Origin of the sequence: Pseudomonas gingeri, from assembly GCF_013385635.1 — a bacterium.
Classification (GTDB): Bacteria; Pseudomonadota; Gammaproteobacteria; order Pseudomonadales; family Pseudomonadaceae; genus Aquipseudomonas; species Aquipseudomonas gingeri_A.
This window is the reverse complement of the sequence record NZ_JACAPR010000001.1, coordinates 104,648-121,117: the sequence shown is the minus strand read 5'-3', so window position 1 is coordinate 121,117 and position 16,470 is coordinate 104,648. Positions and strand designations below refer to the sequence as shown.

General features: G+C 65.1%; 16 protein-coding genes and 1 other RNA gene. 9 read left to right on the top strand and 8 right to left on the bottom strand.

The genetic code is table 11. From position 1 onward, the window contains the following. Window positions 1-70 precede the first annotated feature (70 nt). From HX851_RS00580 to HX851_RS00555, 6 genes are all read right to left on the bottom strand, one after another. The gene (locus HX851_RS00580) at window positions 71-1,687 is read right to left on the bottom strand and encodes an ABC transporter permease (RefSeq protein WP_177064554.1); all 1,617 of its coding nucleotides are present in this window, start codon (window positions 1,685-1,687) and stop codon (window positions 71-73) included. A gap of 162 nt (window positions 1,688-1,849) precedes the next feature. Then, on the bottom strand, window positions 1,850-2,851 hold the full coding sequence (locus tag HX851_RS00575) for an extracellular solute-binding protein (RefSeq protein ID WP_017125432.1): 1,002 nt from the start codon (window positions 2,849-2,851) through the stop codon (window positions 1,850-1,852). Between the two features lie 106 nt (window positions 2,852-2,957). Further along, a complete protein-coding gene (locus HX851_RS00570; RefSeq protein WP_177064677.1) occupies window positions 2,958-4,175 on the bottom strand; it encodes a 2-octaprenyl-3-methyl-6-methoxy-1,4-benzoquinol hydroxylase in 1,218 nt (405 codons plus the stop codon). 139 nt (window positions 4,176-4,314) lie between these two features. Beyond that, window positions 4,315-5,502, bottom strand: a complete 1,188-nt coding sequence (gene ubiH / locus HX851_RS00565; RefSeq protein ID WP_177064552.1) for a 2-octaprenyl-6-methoxyphenyl hydroxylase — start codon at window positions 5,500-5,502, stop codon at window positions 4,315-4,317. After that, a complete protein-coding gene (gene pepP / locus HX851_RS00560; protein ID WP_177064550.1) occupies window positions 5,499-6,833 on the bottom strand; it encodes a Xaa-Pro aminopeptidase in 1,335 nt (444 codons plus the stop codon). Before pepP ends, ubiH begins: the two co-directional genes overlap by 4 nt. 26 nt (window positions 6,834-6,859) lie before the next feature. Beyond that, window positions 6,860-7,414 (bottom strand): YecA/YgfB family protein, encoded by a 555-nt coding sequence (locus HX851_RS00555; RefSeq protein ID WP_017125436.1) that lies wholly within the window; start codon window positions 7,412-7,414, stop codon window positions 6,860-6,862. A 164-nt stretch (window positions 7,415-7,578) separates the two neighbouring features. On the opposite strand from HX851_RS00555, the gene HX851_RS00550 reads away from it, so the two are divergent. From HX851_RS00550 to HX851_RS00535, 4 genes are all read left to right on the top strand, one after another. Next, window positions 7,579-7,788: a TIGR02449 family protein gene (locus HX851_RS00550; RefSeq protein ID WP_017125437.1), complete on the top strand. Its 210-nt coding sequence runs from the start codon at window positions 7,579-7,581 to the stop codon at window positions 7,786-7,788. Continuing rightward, the gene (locus HX851_RS00545; protein WP_177058245.1) at window positions 7,785-8,102 is read left to right on the top strand and encodes a cell division protein ZapA; all 318 of its coding nucleotides are present in this window, start codon (window positions 7,785-7,787) and stop codon (window positions 8,100-8,102) included. Before HX851_RS00550 ends, HX851_RS00545 begins: the two co-directional genes overlap by 4 nt. 31 nt (window positions 8,103-8,133) lie before the next feature. Beyond that, window positions 8,134-8,312, top strand: a non-coding RNA gene (ssrS, locus tag HX851_RS00540) — 6S RNA. Between the two features lie 85 nt (window positions 8,313-8,397). After that, window positions 8,398-9,003 carry a 5-formyltetrahydrofolate cyclo-ligase gene (locus HX851_RS00535; protein ID WP_177058246.1) on the top strand — a complete coding sequence of 202 codons (606 nt, stop codon included), beginning with the start codon at window positions 8,398-8,400 and terminating at the stop codon, window positions 9,001-9,003. A 50-nt stretch (window positions 9,004-9,053) separates the two neighbouring features. Here the strand turns inward: HX851_RS00535 and HX851_RS00530 are convergent, their stop codons facing one another. Continuing rightward, on the bottom strand, window positions 9,054-9,215 hold the full coding sequence (locus HX851_RS00530; RefSeq protein WP_177058247.1) for a hypothetical protein: 162 nt from the start codon (window positions 9,213-9,215) through the stop codon (window positions 9,054-9,056). Between the two features lie 184 nt (window positions 9,216-9,399). On the opposite strand from HX851_RS00530, the gene HX851_RS00525 reads away from it, so the two are divergent. From HX851_RS00525 to HX851_RS00510, 4 genes are all read left to right on the top strand, one after another. Further along, a complete protein-coding gene (locus HX851_RS00525; protein WP_177058248.1) occupies window positions 9,400-9,849 on the top strand; it encodes an EVE domain-containing protein in 450 nt (149 codons plus the stop codon). A 142-nt stretch (window positions 9,850-9,991) separates the two neighbouring features. Then, window positions 9,992-10,957 carry an HlyD family secretion protein gene (locus HX851_RS00520; protein WP_177058249.1) on the top strand — a complete coding sequence of 322 codons (966 nt, stop codon included), beginning with the start codon at window positions 9,992-9,994 and terminating at the stop codon, window positions 10,955-10,957. Continuing rightward, window positions 10,954-13,680 (top strand): ribosome-associated ATPase/putative transporter RbbA, encoded by a 2,727-nt coding sequence (rbbA, locus tag HX851_RS00515; protein WP_177064548.1) that lies wholly within the window; start codon window positions 10,954-10,956, stop codon window positions 13,678-13,680. The genes HX851_RS00520 and rbbA overlap by 4 nt, the downstream gene beginning before the upstream one ends. Continuing rightward, complete coding sequence (locus HX851_RS00510) at window positions 13,680-14,798, top strand: ABC transporter permease (RefSeq protein WP_177064546.1); 1,119 nt, start codon at window positions 13,680-13,682, stop codon at window positions 14,796-14,798. Before rbbA ends, HX851_RS00510 begins: the two co-directional genes overlap by 1 nt. Before the next feature lie 42 nt (window positions 14,799-14,840). On the opposite strand, the gene HX851_RS00505 is transcribed toward HX851_RS00510, so the two are convergent. Continuing rightward, window positions 14,841-15,254, bottom strand: a complete 414-nt coding sequence (locus tag HX851_RS00505) for a flagellar basal body-associated protein FliL (RefSeq protein ID WP_177058252.1) — start codon at window positions 15,252-15,254, stop codon at window positions 14,841-14,843. 157 nt (window positions 15,255-15,411) lie between these two features. Here HX851_RS00505 and HX851_RS00500 point away from each other — a divergent pair, with 157 nt between their 5' ends. Beyond that, window positions 15,412-16,389, top strand: a complete 978-nt coding sequence (locus HX851_RS00500; protein WP_177064544.1) for an NADPH:quinone oxidoreductase family protein — start codon at window positions 15,412-15,414, stop codon at window positions 16,387-16,389. The last annotated feature ends 81 nt before the right edge of the window (window positions 16,390-16,470 follow it).

The window sequence follows — 16,470 nt, the reverse complement described above, 5'->3', positions numbered from 1 at the left end:
CAGCACCCGGTCTGTCAGACGGACCGCACCGAATGCCGCGCATTGTAGCCGCAAGGGACCGACCTGGCACCTAACCGATTTGCCGAGCCGAGCGACGGATCAGGCCAATCACCGGCAACAGGCCGACCAGCACCAGGGTCAGCGCCGGCAGTGATGCCCGCGCCCACTCGCCTTCACTGGTCATCTCGAAGATCCGCACCGCCAGCGTGTCCCAGCCGAACGGGCGCATCAGCAGGGTCGCGGGCATTTCCTTGAGCACGTCGACAAACACCAGCAAGGCCGCGCTCAAGGTGCCCGGCAGCAGCAACGGCAGATACACTTTGAAAAACAGTCGTGGCCCACTGACACCCAGGCTGCGAGCAGCTTCCGGCAACGACGGGCGAATCCGTGCCAGGCTGTTTTCCAGCGGCCCATAGGCCACTGCGATAAAACGCACCAGGTACGCCAGCAACAAGGCAGACAGGCTGCCCAGCAGCAACGGCTTGCCGGCACCGCCGAGCCAGCTCGACAGCGGGATCACCAGTTCCCGGTCCAGGTAGCTGAAGGCGAGCATGATCGACACCGCCAGCACCGAGCCGGGCAGCGCATAGCCGAGGTTCGCCAGGCTGACTCCGGCGCGGATGGCCCGGGTCGGAGCCAGGCGCCGCGCGAACGCCAGCACCAGCGCCACGGCGACGGTGATCAGCGCGGCCATGCCGCCCAGGTACAGCGTGTGCAGGATCAGCCCGGTGTAGCGCTCATCGAGGTCGAAGCGACCGCGTTGCCAGAACCACACCAGCAGTTGCAGCAATGGGATGACAAAGGCGCAGGCGAACACCAGCAGGCACCAGCCGCTGGCGGCCCAGGCCTTGACCCCGTGCAGGTGATACAACGCCTTGCCCCGTGGCCGTTCGTTGCCGGCACGACTGGCGCCCCGGGCCCGCCGCTCGCCGTAGAGCACCAGCATCACCGCGAGCAACAACAGGCTGGCCAACTGGGCCGCGCTGGAGAGGCTGAAGAAGCCGTACCAGGTCTTGTAGATCGCGGTGGTGAAGGTGTCGAAGTTGAACACCGAGACCGCGCCGAAATCCGCCAGGGTTTCCATCAGTGCCAACGCCACGCCGGCACCGATGGCCGGACGCGCCATGGGCAGGGCCACGCGCCAGAACGCCTGCCAGGGCGATTGGCCGAGGACCCGGGCCGCCTCCATCAAGCCCTTGCCCTGGGCCAGGAACGCGTTGCGCGCCAGCAGGTAGACATAGGGATAGAAGACCAGCACCAGCACCAGGATCACGCCGCCGGTGGAACGTACCCGTGGCAGCCGCAAGCCGCTGCCGAAGACTTCGCGCAACAGGCTTTGCACCGGGCCGGCGAAGTCCAGCAGGCCGACGAAGACAAACGCCAGGACATAGGCCGGAATGGCAAAGGGCAGCATCAACGCCCAATCGAGCCAGCGACGGCCGGGAAACTCGCAGAGGCTGGTGAGCCAGGCGAGACTGACGCCAAGCAGGGTGACGCCGACGCCGACGCCGACCACCAGGGTCAGGGTATTGCCCAGCAGGCGGGGCATCTGGGTTTCCCAGAGGTGGGACCAGATCTGCAGGTCGATCGACTGCCAGGACAGCAACAGCACGCTCAGCGGCAACAGCACCAGGGCGGCGACGGCGAGAACCAGGGGATACCAGCGGCGTTGGGCGGGATGGGCCAAGGGAGCTCTCAGAACAGGTGTTTACACGCCGGCCCCCTGTGGGGGCCGGCTTGCTGGCGATCCAGGCGACAGGGTCGGGCAGGAGAACGCATCGATACTATCGCCGGCAAGCCGGCTCCCACAGGGTTTTGTGTCGCGACCGGGCTTTGTGTGGCGCCCCTGTCAGTTCCAGCCGACGCGGTCCATCAGGCGGATTGCCTCGGCCTGGCGCTTGCCGGCGATTTCCACCGGCAGGGCATCGGGCACGAACTTGCCCCAGCTCGCCACTTCCGCCGACGGCGGCACCGCCGGGTTGGCCGGGAACTCCTGGTTCACGTCGGCAAAGATCCGCTGGGCTTCAGGTGTGGTCATCCATTCCACCAGCGCCTTGGCCGCTTCCGGGTGCGGTGCATGCCGGGTCAGGCCGATCCCCGACAGGTTCACATGCACGCCTCGGTCGCCCTGGTTCGGCCAGAACAGTTTCACCGCCAGGTTCGGGTTCTGCTTGTGCAGGCGACCGTAGTAGTAGGTATTGACGATGCCGACGTCGCACTGCCCGGCGTTGATCGCCTCGAGCACCGCGATGTCATCCGAGAAGACGTCGGTGGACAGGTTGTTCACCCAGCCCTTGAGGATCTGCTCGGTCCTGGCGGCACCATGGGTTTCGATCAGGGTGGCGGTCAGCGACTGGTTGTAGACCTTCTTCGCCGTGCGCAGGCACAGGCGACCTTCCCACTGCTTGTCGGCCAGGGCCTCGTAGGTGGTCAGGTCGGCGGGTTGCACCCGCTCGGTGGAATAGGCCAGGGTCCGTGCCCGCAGGCTCAGGCCGGTCCATTGGTGGGCCGACGAGCGATATTGCAGCGGGATATTGGCGTCGATCACCTTGGAGGTGAACGGCTGCAGGATGCCCATCTGCTCGGCCTGCCAGAGGTTGCCGGCATCGACGGTCAGCAGCAGGTCGGCGGTGGCGTTCTCGCCCTCGGCCTTGATCCGCTGCATCAGCGGCGCTTCCTTGTCGGTGATGAACTTCACCTTCACCCCGGTCTTCTGGGTGTAGGCATCGAACACCGGCTTGATCAGCTCATCGATACGCGAGGAGTACACTACCACTTCGTCGGCGGCATGGGCCGCGCCCGCCACGAAGGTTAGGGCCAGGGCCGTCAGTAGACGCTTCGGTGCCGACATGGGAGCGATCTCTCGAATTCGAAATGAACGCGAAATGATAGTGACTCACATTTGGCACCTCAACCGAAGTCGGCGCGGAGGCGTTACCAGATGTTGCCGCGCACTGTCAGGCCCTGGCCAGCTCCGGCAGGTCGCCACTCAGGCCTAGCGCCTGGCGGACAAACAGGGACTTGGCCTCCGGCATCTGGTTGACCATCTTCAGGCCGGTGTTGCGCAGCCAGCGCAGCGGCAGGCGATCGGCCTGGAACAGTCGTTCGAAACCCTCCATCGCCGCCATCAGGCCAAGGTTGTGGGGCATGCGCCGACGCTCGAAGCGACTGAGCACCTGTACATCCGCCAGCCGCTCGCCACGCTCGACCGCGTGCAACAGCACCTCGGCCAGTACCGCCGCATCGAGGAACCCCAGGTTCACGCCCTGCCCGGCCAATGGGTGAATGGTATGGGCCGCGTCGCCGATCAGCGCCAGCCCTTCGGCGACATAACGCTTGGCATGGCGCTGGCGCAGCGGCACGCACAGGCGTGGGTCGACGGACAGTACCGTGCCGAGTCGACCTTCGAAGGCCCGCTCCAGCTCGCGGCAGAAAGTCGCCTCGTCCAGTGCCATCAGGCGCTCGGCTTCACCCGGCGTGGTCGACCAGACAATCGAACACCAGTCCTGGCCGCCATCGCGTTCCAGCGGCAGGAAGGCCAGCGGGCCGTCATCGGTAAAGCGCTGCCAGGCGGTCATCTGGTGCGGCTTCGAGCTGCGCACGCTGGTGACGATGGCGTGGTGCAGGTAATCCCACTCGCGGGTCGCGCAGCCGGTCAGGCGGCGCACCGCCGAGTTCGCGCCGTCGGCGGCGATCACCAGCGGCGAGCGCAGCTTGCGCCCGCCGGCCAGGGTCAGCAGCCAGTCATCACCGGAGCGGCGCATCTGCTCCAGCCGCGCATTGGCCAGCAGGCCCATGTCGCAATCGTGCAAGCGGTCGAGCAAGGCGTCCTGGACCACCCGGTTCTCGACGATATGCCCGAGCACATCGGCATGCACGCTGGCCGCCGAGAAGTGGATCTGTCCGGTGCCGCTGCCGTCCCAGACCTGCATGTCGCGGTAGGGGCTGGCGCGCCGGCCGGCAATGCCCGACCACACGCCAAGGCGTTCGAGGATGCGCTGGCTGGCGGCCGACAAGGCGCTCACCCGGGGCTCGAACGCGGCCCGCGGGTCGAACGGCTTGACGCTCATCGGGCTGCCGTCGAGCAACAGCACCTCCAGCCCGCTGTCTTTCAGGGCCAGGGCCAGGGCACTGCCGACCATCCCGGCCCCGACAATCAGCACATCTGCGCGCATTTCCATGCTTTAAGCCTTAGTCAACGTTAGGCAAACCTTGTAGGAGCCGGCTTGCCGGCGATGGCAGACGGCGCGGTGCATCTGTTGCAACGCGTTATCGTTCATCGCCGGCAAGCCGGCTCCTACAGGGCTCGGGGTTCTAGACATCGGAACGGGTACCCAGGCCCATGGCCTGGCGGGCAAACCAGCGCTTGGCCGGCGGCAGCAGGTCGAGGCCGAGCAGGCCGAGGTTACGCCCCAGGGCCACCAGCGGCCGGGCCGTACCGAACAGCCGGGTGACCTGGTCGGAGAAGCCGACGGTCAGCGTCTGGTCCAGCCGCTGGCGCTCCTGGTAGCCGCGCAAGGTGGCGAAATCACCCGGCGCCGTCTCACTGGCCAGCAGGGCATCCGCCAGCGCCTGGGCATCGCGCAGGGACAGGTTGAAGCCCTGCCCGGCAATCGGGTGCAGGCTGTGGGCCGCGTTGCCCAGTACCGCCAGGTGCGGGCGTACCTGTTCCTCGGCCTCCACCAGCGTCAGCGGATACAGGTGCCGTGCGCCGACCTGCTTCAAGGTGCCGAGGCGATAACCGAACACGCCCTGCAGTTCACTGAGGAAGCTGCGTTCATCCAGTTCCGCCAGCCGTTGGGCGTCCATCCCGAGCCGGGTCCAGACCAGCGCACAGCGATTGTCCGGCAATGGCAGCAATGCCATCGGCCCTTCATCGGTAAACCGCTCGAAGGCCATGCCATGATGGGCCTCGCTCGGCGAAATATTGGCGATCAGCGCGCTCTGGTTGTATGGCCGCTTGCGCACACCGATACCCAGTTGCTCGCGCAGGCCGGAGCGACCGCCATCGGCCAGCACCGCCAGATCGCAATCGAGCAGGGTTTCATCGTTGAGGGTCAGGCGGTAACCGTCTTCCAGCGGTTGCAGGCGAGTGACCTCGGCCGGGCAACGCCAACTGACCACGTCCTGGTCCAGCCCCTGCCACAGGCACTGGCCGAGCCAGGCGTTCTCGACCACGTAGCCCAGGGCCGGAACCCCTTCTTCGATGGCCGACAGCCGCGCCGTGGAGAAACGTCCGCGATCGGACACGTGAATCTGCTTGATCGGCTCGGCCCGCCGGGCAATCGCTTGCCACAGGCCAAGGCGTTCGTAGATCTGCCGAGCGCCGAAGGACAGCGCCGAGGAGCGGGCGTCGTAGCTCGGCTGGTAACTGTCGCCGGGGGCGAAGGGCTCGATCAGCACGATCTTCCAGCCCCGTGCCCTGGCCCCGGCCTGCAACGCCAGCGCCAGGCTGGCACCGACCAGGCCGCCGCCGATGATCGCCAGATTGACCCGGCTCATGCCGCTTCGGTCCGGGCCGCAGCCATCAGGGCCTCGATCTCGGCAACGGTCTTGGGCACGCCGCCGGTCAGGATTTCACAACCTTGCTTGGTCACCACCACGTCGTCCTCGATGCGCACGCCAATGCCGCGCCATTTCTTCGCCACGTCCTGGTTGTCCGGGGAAATGTAGATCCCCGGCTCCACCGTCAGCGCCATGCCAACTTCCAGCACGCGCCATTCGCCGCCGACCTTGTACTCGCCGACATCATGCACATCCATCCCCAGCCAGTGGCCGGCGCGGTGCATGTAGAAGGCCTTGTAGGCCTCGCCGTCGATCAGCTCGTCGACATCGCCGTGCAACAGTCCCAGCGCCACCAGCCCGCTGGTAATCACCCGCACCGTGGCCTCGTGCGCCTGGTTCCAGTGCTTGTTCGGCGCGATCTCGGCGAACGCCGCTTCCTGGGCAGCCAGCACCAGCTCATAGATCGCCTTCTGTTCGGGCGAGAACTTGCCGCTGACCGGCCAGGTACGGGTGATGTCGCTGGCATAGCAGTCGATCTCGCAACCGGCGTCGATCAGCACCAGGTCGCCATCCTTGAGCAATGCGTCATTCTGCTGGTAGTGCAGGATGCAGCTGTTGCGTCCGGCGGCGACGATGGAGCCGTAGGCCGGCATCTTCGCCCCGCCCTTGCGGAACTCGTAGTCCAGCTCGGCTTCCAGGCTGAACTCGTGCAGGCCGGCACGGCTGGCCTGCATGGCGCGCACATGGGCGCGGGCGGAAATCGCCGCGGCCTCGCGCATCACCTTCACTTCCGCCGCCGATTTATACAGGCGCATGTCGTGCAGCAGATGATCCAGGGCAACGAATTCGTTCGGCGGCTGCGCGCCGAGGTGCGCCTTGGAGCGGATCACATTGATCCAGTCCATCAGGTGGCGGTCAAACTCCGGGTTGCTGCCCATCGCCGAATAGACCCGGTCGCGCCCTTCGATCAGGCCCGGCAGGATGTCGTCGATATCATTGATGGGGAACGCGTCGTCCGCGCCGAAATCGCGGATCGCGCCCTCCTGGCCGGCGCGCAGGCCGTCCCAGAGTTCACGCTCGACATTGCGCTCGCGGCAGAACAGCACGTATTCGCCGTGGGCCCGGCCGGGGATCAGCACGATCACCGCCTGGGGCTCGGGGAAACCGCTGAGGTACTGGAAATCGCTGTCCTGGCGGTAGACATACTCGACATCGCGATTGCGGATCGCCACGGCGGCGGCCGGCAGGATCGCGATGCTGTTGGGTTCCATCTGCGCCATCAACGCCTTGCGGCGCCGGGCGTATTCCGCTTTGGGGATATGAATCATGGGCAGATGGAGCTCCCTGTCCTGGCTCAGTGCAACGAAGGCTTGGCAGCCGGCTCAACCGCTTTGTTGACCTCGGTGAACAGCAGCAGCGGTGCGACGCGCAGGTACTCCATGACTTCCATGTAGTCGTTCTCGCCGTCGTCGGACTCTTCCAGCGCGTCCTGGACCTGAGCGATGGCCGCGAGGTCCTGCAGCACCTCGGTGGCCTCGATGCTCAGGGCGTTGGCGCGGTAGGTCAGGCCGAAACCGGCGAGGAAACCCTGGCACCACTGGCCCAGGGCAATCGCCCGCTCGGTGAGCGGCGCATCGTCGCTCGGCAACAGCAGGACAACGGTCATGTCGTCGCTGGTAAGCTCGCCCTTGACCATCTCCTGCAAGCCGACCAGGGCGTTGCGCACGTTGTCCTGCGGTTCGCCTTCGAGCAGTTCGGCGGCATCCACCAGCCAGCTGTCGGCTTCGAAGCCGGCACCGGCACAACTGCGGCCGAGCAACAGCCCGTGCAGTTCGGCGGGAGAGACCGGATGACCGCTGGTGCTCAGCAGGGTGGCAAAGGCGTTGTACGGGGAATTCTGAATAGGCATGGGCGGCTAGGCGCCGAACGGCGCAATGTCTAGAATGAAGGCCTTGTATCCTAGCATTCGGGAACACGCCAAGACCATCAAGGCGGACAACTCGTTTGCCAAGCGCTCCAGCGACGACCTGCATACCGCTCGTCATATTCAGTGGACACCAAAGTAGATAACGAATGGAAGACACCGACCTGCACGCGCTGATGGCCAGACTCGAACTGCTGATTACCCGGGTCGAGCAACTTAAAAGCCAAAACGGACTCCTATTAGCTCAGGAAAAGACCTGGCGCGAGGAGCGCGCACACCTTATTGAAAAGAACGAAATCGCCCGGCGTAAGGTCGAATCGATGATTTCGCGCCTCAAGGCCCTGGAGCAAGACTCATGAGTTCAAGCAATAACGTTACCGTGCAGATCCTCGACAAAGAGTATTCGATCATCTGCCCCCAGGAAGAACGCAGCAACCTGGTCAGCGCCGCCCGTTACCTGGACGGCAAGATGCGCGAAATCCGCAGCAGCGGCAAAGTCATCGGTGCCGACCGCATCGCCGTGATGGCCGCGCTGAACATTACCCATGACCTGCTGCACAAGCAGGAACGCCCTGACGTGCAGGCCAGCGGCTCGACGCGCGAACAGGTGCGCGACCTGCTGGATCGGGTGGATCTGGTGCTGTCGTCTGATTCGGACACCACCAAAGGCTGATTCCCACGGACGCTTTCAGGTATACTGGCATCACTCCCTGGGGTGCTTGCCAGTTGACGATGTCCCTGAGCCGATTTGCACTACCCTGGAATTTGCACGTTGGGCCGGTGTGCATGTCCGCTAGACGGAAAGCCTTAACGCCTACTGCACCTTCCACCTTGAACTTTCGGGTTCAAGGGCTAAGTCGACAGCGGTTCATTCGGGGAGCCTGAGTTCCGGGCCAATGTCGGTCAATGCCGACATTGGCTTTCACGGGCAGCCGCCCCGGCCACTCCATTGCCCACAGCCCGATCCCATGACCGAACCTGCGCCGCTTTCCCGCCCGCAACTTCGACGACTGCTGCGCAAGGCCCGTCGCGCCCTGACGCCCGACGAACAACGCCAGGCCGCACGCGGCCTGTATCGGCAACTGGCGCAACACCCGCTGTTCCGTCGCGCTCGCCATGTCTCCCTGTACCTGCCCACCGACGGTGAAATCGATCCGCGCCTGCTGCTGCGTGAAGCCCAGCGACGCGGCAAGCACACCTACCTGCCGGTATTGAGTGCCTGGCCACGGACCAAGATGGTGTTCCAGCGCATTCGCCCGGGTGAAAAGCTCCACCCCAACCGCTTCCGCATCCTCGAACCACGGATCAATCCGTCCGCACAGCGCAAGGTCTGGGCACTCGACCTGGTGCTGTTGCCGCTGGTCGGTTTCGATGCGCTGGGCGGGCGATTGGGCATGGGCGGCGGTTTCTACGATCGCAGCCTGGCCTATCAGTCCCGCCGCCAGAGCTGGCGCAAACCGATCCTGCTGGGACTGGCCCATGAATGTCAGAAAGTCGGGAGGCTGGACCAGGCCAGTTGGGACGTGCCGCTGCAGGGAACGGTCAGCGACCGTGCCTGGTATATCGCGCAATAAGCTGGATACGCTAGGGAATCACCAAAGATGGCGACGCCTTTTTGGCGGGATCAGCGCTTGAACAGGGTCGACTGCTGAGGCTGCTGGTGCTGGACGATCTCGACCGGAACGTCTTTCTTGCCGGACCACAGGCCCTGGGCGTAACCCGTGGTTACCACACCCAAACCGAACAAAATAACCAAAATCCATAGTAAATCCGGTTTGCGTTTCATCGATTGCCCCCCTAGGCAAATCACATACGATGACAGCAGCGGTTTCTCTTATAGGCCGTGCAGCAGCGTCAAGCTTAAAATCCCGGCATTTTGCGATAACGTGAACCGCTACGCAAACGCTGACGTCAACCGACTGTCGGTTTGTGCAAGAAATTGCCCGACAAACTGCCCAAGGAGCAAAACCATGGCCTACTGGCTGATGAAGTCCGAGCCGGACGAACTCTCGATCGAAGGTCTGGCGAAACTCGGCGAGACCCGCTGGGACGGCGTACGCAACTATCAGGCACGCAATTTCCTGCGGTCGATGGCGGTCGGCGACCAGTTCTTCTTCTATCACTCCAGTTGCCCGGAACCGGGGATCGCCGGCATCGGCAAGATCGTCGCGGCGGCCTACCCGGACCCGACGGCGCTGGATTCGCAGAGCCATTACCACGACCCGAAAGCCAGCGCTGAAAAGAATCCCTGGAGCGCGCTGCAGGTCGGCCACGTGGAAACCTTCGCCAAGGTCCTCGGTCTCGGCTATCTGAAACAGCAGGCGGCGCTCGAACAGATGCCGCTGGTACAGAAAGGCAGCCGGCTGTCGGTGATGCCGGTCACGCCGGAGCAGTGGGCCGCCGTCCTGGCCTTGCGCTGAAACGAGCGGAACTGCCCGGTCACGGCATTCTCTCTGCCAGTGCCCCGTCAATCAGGTTAGGCTTGCCGTTCATTTGACCGACATCAAGCCGCCACCGCGCGGATCCGGTCAGACTAGGACGCTACTGATGCAGGATGCAGCAATGTCGATGAATCACCGTCGCTCCCGCCTTTTCGCCGGTTCCCTGCTGGTGGTGCTGTTGGCCGCCGGCGGCTTCGGCTACTGGAAATCCGTCCATGACCGCCTGCCCGAAGGCCTGAGCATGGGCAACGGTCGCCTCGAAGCGACCGAAGTACAGATTGCCAGCAAGATCCCCGGTCGGCTGGCCGAAGTTCTGGTCAACGAGGGCGACAAGGTTGCCAAGGGCCAACTGCTGGCGCGCATCGACACCCGAACCCTCGAAGCCCAGCGGGTCCAGGCCGAGGCCGAAGTGCTGCGGGCCCGGGAAACCTTCGCCGCGGCCCAGGCCAACGTGCAACTGCGCCAGAGCGAACTGCTGCTGGCCGGCCAGGAGCTCAAGCGCTTTCGCGAACTGTCCCAGCGCGGGTTCGCCAGCGGCCAACTGCTCGACCAGCAGCAGGCACGCTACGACACCAGCAACGCCGCCGTACTGGCCGCCAAGGCCCAGGTCGCGGCGCTGAGCGCGTCCATTGGCGCGGCCCAGGCCCAGGTGGCCCAACTGACCAGCGAAATCGACGACAGCAGCCTGCTCGCGCCCATCGACGGCATCATCCAGCTGCGCCTGGCCGAGCCGGGCGAAGTCCTCGGTGCCGGCGGGCGCGTGCTGCTGCTGATCGACCCCGGCGACCAGTACATGAACCTCTACCTGCCCGCCTCCGTCGTCGGCCGCCTGACCCAGGGCGACGAAGCGCGCGTGCTGCTCGATGCCCTGCCAGAACAGCCCCTGCCGGCGAAAATTGCCTTCGTCGCCGCCAAGTCGCAGTTCACCCCCAAGGAAGTGGAAACCCGCGACGAGCGCCAGAAACTGGTGTTCCGGGTCAAGCTGCGCCTGACCGAGCCCGCCGCCGTACCCCAGGCCAAACCCGGCATGCCCGGCGCCGGCTACGTGCGTACGGCGCCCATGGACTGGCCGGCCAACCTGCAATGAGCGGCCTGGCGCTGCAAGCCAGTGGCATCAGCCATCGCTACGGCAAGCAGGCGGCGTTACTGGAGATCGCTTTCAGCCTGCCGGCCGGCACCCGCTGCGGACTGATCGGCCCGGACGGCGCGGGTAAATCGAGCCTGCTCGGGCTGATCGCCGGGGTCAAGAAACTCCAGCAAGGCCGGCTCGAAGTGCTCGGCGGCGACATCGACGACCGACGTCACCGCAACAGCCTCTATCCGCGCATCGCCTTCATGCCCCAGGGCCTGGGTGGCAACCTCTATCCGGAACTGTCCATCAGCGAAAACATCCGCTTCTTCGGCACATTGTTCGGTCTGTCGAAAGCCGACTGCGACCAGCGCATGCAGACCCTGCTGCGCGCCACCGACCTCGAACGCTTTGCCGAACGACCGGCGGGCAAACTTTCCGGCGGCATGAAACAGAAGCTCGGCCTCTGCTGCGCACTGATCCACGAACCGGACCTGCTGATCCTCGACGAACCGACCACTGGCGTCGACCCGCTGTCACGTCGACGCTTCTGGGAGTTGGTGGACGAGGTGCGCCGCCAACGCCCGCAACTGACGCTGCTGGTGGCGACCGCCTATATGGAGGAAGCCGAACAGTTCGAACACTGCCTGATGCTCGACCGTGGCAAGCTGATCGCCGCCGGACCGAGCCGGACCCTGGCCGGCAGCACCGCCAGCGGCAAGCTCGACGACGCCTTCACCCATTTCCAGGGCGACAGCAGCCACGACAACCAACCCCTGGTCATCGCACCCCGGGACAGCAGCCAGGCCGAAATCGCCATCGAGGCACATGACCTGACCCTGCGCTTCGGCGACTTCACCGCGGTGAACAAGGTCAGCTTTGCCATCGGCCGGGGCGAAATCTTCGGTTTCCTTGGTTCCAACGGCTGCGGCAAGACCACCACCATGAAGGTCCTGACCGGCCTGATGCCGGCCAGTGAAGGCAGCGCCCGGCTGCTCGGCAAGCCCGTGGATGCCAGGGACCTGGCGACCCGCAAGCGCGTCGGTTTCATGTCCCAGAGCTTCTCGCTGTATGGCGAACTGAGCAGCCGGCAAAACCTCGAACTGCATGCCCGCCTGTTCGACCTGCCCAAGACCGACAGCGCGGCGCGCATCCACGAACTGATTCAGCGCTTCGACCTCGGCGCAATCGCCGACCAGCCCTCCGCCGCCCTGCCGCTGGGATTGCGGCAACGCCTGTCCCTGGCGGTGGCGGTACTGCATCGCCCGGAAGTGCTGATCCTCGACGAGCCGACCTCCGGCGTCGATCCGGCGGCACGGGACGACTTCTGGCGGCTGCTGGTCGAGTTGTCCCGGGAACAGGGGGTGACGATCTTCCTCTCGACCCATTTCATGAACGAAGCCCGGCGCTGCGACCGGATCTCGCTGATGCATGCCGGACGGGTCCTGGCCTGCGATACCCCGGACGCCCTGCAGCGGCAGTTCCAGGGCGACACCCTGGAAGCGGCGTTTGTCCGCTGCCTGGAACAGGCACAGGACAGCGCCACGCCTGAACCGGCGCCCCCCGCGACAGCAACACAGGCGGTGCCGACTGCCGCGCCGTCGAACAGCAGCGGTTTCAGTGTCGCGCGCCTGCTGGCGGTCGCCAGCCGTGAAGGCAAGGAACTGTTGCGCGACAAGGTGCGCCTGGCCTTTGCCCTGCTCGGCGCGCTGTTCATGATGGTGATCTTCGGCTACGGGATTTCCCTGGACGTGGAAAAGCTCGCCTTCGCGGTCTATGACCAGGACCAGACACCGCAAAGCCGTGCCTACCTGGAAGCCTTTCGCAGTTCCCGCTACTTCGCCGAGCAGGCACCGATCCGCGATGCCGTGCAATTGCACAAACGCCTGCAACGCTCGGAGATCAAGCTGGCCCTGGAGATCCCGCCGGGCTTCGGCCGCGACCTGTACGCCGGGCGCCAGCCGACCGTCGCCGCCTGGCTCGACGGCGGCATGCCGTTCCGGGCCGAGACCAGTCGCAACTATGTCGAGGCGGTGCACCAGGCCAATATCGAACAGTTGGTCGCGCAAGGCAGCCCGGCCCTGGGCAGTCGCCCGCCCGCCCGCCTGGAAACCCGCTTTCGCTACAACCAGGACGTGGTCAGCGTGAACGCCATAGGCCCCGGGGTCATGGCGCTGATCCTGGCCTTTATCCCGGCCATGCTCACCGCCCTGGGCATCGTCCGCGAGAAGGAACTGGGCTCGATCACCAACTTCTACGCCACGCCGCTGACCCGCCTGGAGTTCCTGCTCGGCAAGCAGACACCGTACCTGGCGGTGAGTCTGGTCAACCTGGGCCTGCTGGTGGCGATGAATCGCTGGCTGTTCGGTGTGCCGTTCAAGGGCAGCGGCCTGGCCCTGGCGTTCGGCGGCCTGCTCTACGTACTCGCGACCACCAGCATGGGCCTGCTGATCTCGGCGTTTACCCGCACTCAGATCGCCGCGATCCTCGGCACCATGATCATCACCAGCCTGCCGACCATCCAGTTTTCCGGGCTGATCGTGCCACGCTCGTCCCTGGAAGGTGCCGCGGCGCTGATGGGCATGCTGTTTCCCGCCGGACACTTCCTCGATATCGCCGTCGGCACCTTCACCAAGGCCCTGGACCTGCGCCAGCTCTGGCCGCAGTGCCTGGCATTGGCCGGTTTCTTCGTGGCCTTCACCGGCCTGAGCCTGATCATGCTCAAGAAGCAGGAGGCCTGATGCACAAGCTTGCCCATATCCTGCGCCTCGGCCTGAAGGAACTGACCAGCCTGCGTCATGACAGCGTGCTGTTGCTGTTCCTGCTGTACGCCTTCAGCGTGGCGATCTACATGCCGGCCGCCGGCTCGGTGATCGGCGTGCACAACGCCAGCGTCGCCCTGGTGGACGAGGACCACAGCGCCCTCTCGCGCCAGCTCGGCGAAGCCTTGCAGCCGCCGGAATTCCAGCGCCCCGCGCCACTGGCCTACGACCGGCTGGACCAGGCCCTGGACAGCGGCCGGTACACCTTCGTGATCAATGTGCCGGCGAATTTCCAGGCCGACCTGCTGGCCGGGCGACAGCCCGCGCTGCAGGTCAATGTCGATGCGACTGCCATGAGCCAGGCCTTCATGGGCGCCGGCTATATCGGGCGGATCTTCCAGCGCGAACTGCTGGGCTACAGCGGCCGGGCCGACACCGCCGGCAAGGCGCCAGCGCTGCTTGCCAGCCGGGCGCTGTTCAACCCGAACCTGGAAGGCGGCTGGTTCCTGGCGGTGATCCAGATCGTCAACAACATCACCATCCTGGCGATCATCCTCACCGGCACCGCGCTGTTGCGCGAACGCGAGCACGGCACCCTCGACCACCTGCTGGTGCTACCGCTGACCGCCCTGGAAATCATGCTGGCGAAGATCTGGAGCAACCTGCTGCTGGTGGTGATCTGTACCTGGATTTCCCTGGAGGTGATCGTCAAGGGCGCCCTCGGCGTGCCGTTGGCCGGCTCGCTGGGGTTGTTCCTCGGGGTGACGGCGCTGTACCTGTTCGCCAGCACGGCGCTGGGCATTTTCCTCGCGACCCTGGCGCGTTCGACACCGCAATTCGGCTTGCTGGCGATCCCGGTGATCATCCCGATGCTGTTGCTGTCCGGTGGCAGCACACCACTGGACAGCATGCCCGAATGGCTGCAATGGGTAATGCAGGGCTCGCCGTCGACGCACTTCGTCAGCCTCGGTGCGGCGATCCTGTTTCGCGATGCGGGAGTCGGCGTGGTGTGGCCCGATGTGCTGGCGCTGGCAGGCATCGGGCTGGTGTTCTTCGCGATTGCGCTGGCGCGGTTTCGCAAGAGCCTGGCGTCCTGAAAATACCCGGCCACTGTCGGAGCCGGCTCCTACAGGTCCGGGCTACTGCACGATCAGGTTATTGAACAGCAGGTCTTCCACCTGCGGCTTGCCCGTCTCGTCGTTCAACACCTGCTGGACCTGCTTCAGGGCTTCCTGACGCATCTTTTCCTTGGCGTCGACATTGCTCATCGACTCCGTGCTCTGCTGGGCAAACAGCGCCACCAGCTGGTTGCGGATCAACGGCTCGTTGGCCTTGACCGCCTGGGCCGCGGCATCGCCGGTCACGCGCAAGGCGACATCGGCCTTGTAGACCTTGAGCTTGGGGCTGCCATCCAGGCCATAGTTACCGACGAACGGTGGCGTCAGGCTGATATAGCTGACCTTGGGGCCCGCCGCTTCACCTTCCTTGGCCTCTTCCGCCATTGCCGCCATCGGTAGCGACAAGGCCAACATCAACATGATCCACGCTTTCACAATTCGCTCCTTATCCGGTTTGCGGCCTAGCATATCGATCCCCGCCGTCGAGCCCAAGCACAAAGCTTATAACCGACTATCAGGCCAGGGCATGCTCGTTGACCCGTTGACTCACACACCTACACTTATCGGCCATCACTCCCAAAGGAATAGCCCGATGAAAGCCGTGCTGTGCAAAGCCTTCGGCTCCGCCGAAACGCTGGTGCTGGAAGAGGTCGCGAGTCCTCTGCCCAAGAAGAACGAAATCCTCCTGCAGGTGCACGCCGCCGGGGTGAATTTCCCGGACACGCTGATCATCGAGGGCAAATACCAGTTCAAGCCGCCGTTTCCGTTCTCGCCGGGCGGTGAGGCCGCCGGCGTGGTCGCGGCCGTGGGGGAAAAGATCAGCCACCTCAAGGTCGGCGACCGGGTCATGGCCCTGACCGGCTGGGGCAGCTTCGCCGAGGAAGTCGCGGTGGCGGGCTACAACGTGCTGCCGATTCCCGCCGCGATGGACTTCACCAGCGCCGCGGCCTTCAGCATGACCTACGGCACCTCGATGCACGCGCTGAAACAACGCGCGCAATTGCAGCCCGGCGAAACCCTGCTGGTACTCGGAGCCTCCGGCGGCGTGGGCCTGGCCGCCGTGGAAATCGGCAAGGCGATGGGCGCACGGGTCATCGCCGCGGCCAGCAGCGCGGAGAAACTGGCGGTGGCCAAGGCCGCCGGGGCCGATGAGCTGATCAACTACAGCGAAACCAGCCTGAAGGACGAGATCAAGCGCCTGACCGACGGCAACGGTGCCGATGTGATCTACGATCCGGTCGGCGGCGACCTGTTCGACCAGGCCGTGCGTGCCATCGCCTGGAATGGCCGGTTGCTGGTGGTCGGCTTTGCCAGCGGACGCATCCCCGAGTTGCCGGTCAACCTCGCACTGCTCAAGGGCGCGGCGGTGGTCGGGGTGTTCTGGGGTTCGTTCGCCCAGCGCCAGCCCCAGGACAACGCGGCGAACTTCCAGCAATTGTTCGCCTGGTTCGCCGAGGGCAAGCTCAAGCCGCTGGTGTCCCAGACCTATCCGCTGGCCCAGGCGGCCCAGGCCATCAACGACCTCGGCCAGCGCAAGGCCGTGGGCAAGGTGGTGGTGCAGGTGCGCTGAGCCCGCTGTTTGCTGACGCCGGTTTCATCCGGCGCCACGGCAAAACAAGGCTATATTCTGCCCCATGGCCGGGACGCGCTC

Bases quoted from the DNA above. Each gene is read 5' to 3' on its own strand.
- HX851_RS00575 (WP_017125432.1), bottom strand. From the start codon at position 2,851: ATGTCGGCACCGAAGCGTCTACTGACGGCCCTGGCCCTAACCTTCGTG.
- HX851_RS00510 (WP_177064546.1), top strand. From the start codon at position 13,680: ATGCACAAGCTTGCCCATATCCTGCGCCTCGGCCTGAAGGAACTGACC.
- pepP (WP_177064550.1), bottom strand. From the start codon at position 6,833: ATGATTCATATCCCCAAAGCGGAATACGCCCGGCGCCGCAAGGCGTTG.
- HX851_RS00570 (WP_177064677.1), bottom strand. From the start codon at position 4,175: ATGCGCGCAGATGTGCTGATTGTCGGGGCCGGGATGGTCGGCAGTGCC.
- HX851_RS00530 (WP_177058247.1), bottom strand. From the start codon at position 9,215: ATGAAACGCAAACCGGATTTACTATGGATTTTGGTTATTTTGTTCGGT.
- ubiH (WP_177064552.1), bottom strand. From the start codon at position 5,502: ATGAGCCGGGTCAATCTGGCGATCATCGGCGGCGGCCTGGTCGGTGCC.
- HX851_RS00525 (WP_177058248.1), top strand. From the start codon at position 9,400: ATGGCCTACTGGCTGATGAAGTCCGAGCCGGACGAACTCTCGATCGAA.
- rbbA (WP_177064548.1), top strand. From the start codon at position 10,954: ATGAGCGGCCTGGCGCTGCAAGCCAGTGGCATCAGCCATCGCTACGGC.
- HX851_RS00535 (WP_177058246.1), top strand. From the start codon at position 8,398: ATGACCGAACCTGCGCCGCTTTCCCGCCCGCAACTTCGACGACTGCTG.
- HX851_RS00500 (WP_177064544.1), top strand. From the start codon at position 15,412: ATGAAAGCCGTGCTGTGCAAAGCCTTCGGCTCCGCCGAAACGCTGGTG.
- HX851_RS00550 (WP_017125437.1), top strand. From the start codon at position 7,579: ATGGAAGACACCGACCTGCACGCGCTGATGGCCAGACTCGAACTGCTG.
- HX851_RS00520 (WP_177058249.1), top strand. From the start codon at position 9,992: ATGTCGATGAATCACCGTCGCTCCCGCCTTTTCGCCGGTTCCCTGCTG.
- HX851_RS00555 (WP_017125436.1), bottom strand. From the start codon at position 7,414: ATGCCTATTCAGAATTCCCCGTACAACGCCTTTGCCACCCTGCTGAGC.
- HX851_RS00545 (WP_177058245.1), top strand. From the start codon at position 7,785: ATGAGTTCAAGCAATAACGTTACCGTGCAGATCCTCGACAAAGAGTAT.